This is a genomic window from Terriglobus sp. YAF25 (genome assembly GCF_052113305.1).
Classification (GTDB): domain Bacteria; phylum Acidobacteriota; class Terriglobia; order Terriglobales; family Acidobacteriaceae; genus Terriglobus.
The window spans coordinates 1-1607 of the sequence record NZ_JBFRCY010000883.1 but is presented as its reverse complement, the minus strand read 5'-3'; the positions used below and the strand labels follow the sequence as shown (position 1 = coordinate 1607).

Here is a 1607-nt window from a genome sequence, read left to right as displayed (position 1 = left end):
GTTTGAAGACAGATGATCGTGCGGTTAGGCAGAGCCTTGAGGAGGCAGTCGACCCGGATCAGCGAGTTGGATGGTTCCACGCCAACTTCAAAGGGTGGAGTGACCTATGGGAACCACTCTTTAGAGAGGCCGTCTCGATGGTCTGGCGTCCGCTCCTTGTTTGCCCGATGGATCAACCGTGGAAGCCGAAGCCAAATGTTACGCTGATTGGCGACGCAGCGCATGTCATGYCGCCCTATGCGGGCGAAGGCGTGAACATGGCGATGCTTGATGCCCTGGTTCTGTCGAAGCTTCTTCTCAGCGAGAAGTCTTCTTCTAAGGCCATTGCGATCTATGAGGCGGAAATGTTTGCTCGGATGCAGCATATGACCGCAGACACAATGGTGAACACAGAAATGTTCTATGCGCCGGATGCCTGCGAGCGCGTCGTAGCTTTGTTCCGCAGTTTCTGTGGAAAAGACGCGGTTCCACCCGCTTCGGAAGCTTGAATACAAAAATGCGCTGCCGTCTTCTGTGCGTTTATCGATTCCAGCGGGAAGAACTTTCCGGTGTCCGGAATATTTTTCATCTTCGATCGATGAAAAGGAGCATAAGTTACTCGTACTACGTTGAAAAAACCTCAGCGATTTGCGGCCATCAAAGTGCAAGCTGCTTCGATCGATCCCCATCCCCGTAGGAGCAATTCGTTGAGAATACAAATCGGTCGCTTAGTCGTCCAGTGTCTTCGTGTGCCCACACTCATCGCAGGCGCATTGATATCCTGTGCGGTCCCTGCGTTTGGCGCCGTTGCTGTAACTACTCCTGCCAACGGCGCCACCGTTGGTACGTCATTCCCCGTCGTTGCCACTACAAACACAACCTGCTCCCAGGGCGTTGCTGCCGTCGGCATTTATGTTGACGACAAGCTACAGTGGAGCGCAGATGGAACGACCGTCAACACGACGATCACGCTTACTCCCGGTGCACACTATGTTGTCGTTCAAAACTGGGACTACTGTGGCGGAGCCACCAAAACAGGCTTGAACCTCAATGTCTCCGACAGTTCAACGTCGCCGGGCAGTTCGCTGCCGGGCACGCCGCACATCAACTACACCGATCTGAATGTCGGTTCAGGCAGCGGCGGCGATAACGGAAATGGCGTATATGTTCGAATCTTCGGAGACAACTTCGGAGCTTCGCAAGGAACAAGTGCGGTGACCCTTGGTGGACAACTCGTGACGAACTGCAGTCTGTGCTCTTGGTCAGACACCATGATCATCGCGCAACTTGGGCCGGCAGCGAAAACAGGAAACATCGTTGTCAACGTAAATGGGCTTCCCTCAAATGGCGTTCCATTCACGGTGACACCGACAACCATCGTCTTTGTTTCCCCGAAGGGACTCGATACGAACAACGGCAGCTTCACCGCTCCATTTAAAACATGGAGGGCAGCATTCAATTCGGTAACGTCGCGAGACTCCGCATCCCCTTCGCAAAATACCGTTATCTATCTTGAACCAGGAACCGACGTGACCTTCGACGATGGACGGGGCTATAAAGCGGCTATGTCGTTGGATCTTGGCGGCAGATCGGCCACGAGTCAGCTTTCCATCGTGGGCTACCCCGGT

The 1607-nt window shown here is 54.0% G+C and carries 2 protein-coding genes; both read left to right on the top strand.

Features of this window, described 5'->3' with window-relative positions:
• Window positions 1-137 precede the first annotated feature (137 nt).
• On the top strand, window positions 138-488 hold the full coding sequence (locus AB4043_RS24840; RefSeq protein WP_442308437.1) for an FAD-dependent oxidoreductase: 351 nt from the start codon (window positions 138-140) through the stop codon (window positions 486-488).
• Window positions 489-728: 240 nt separating this feature from the next.
• Window positions 729-1607 (top strand): IPT/TIG domain-containing protein (locus tag AB4043_RS24835; RefSeq protein WP_442308436.1); only part of this gene is annotated, 879 nt, incomplete at its 3' end.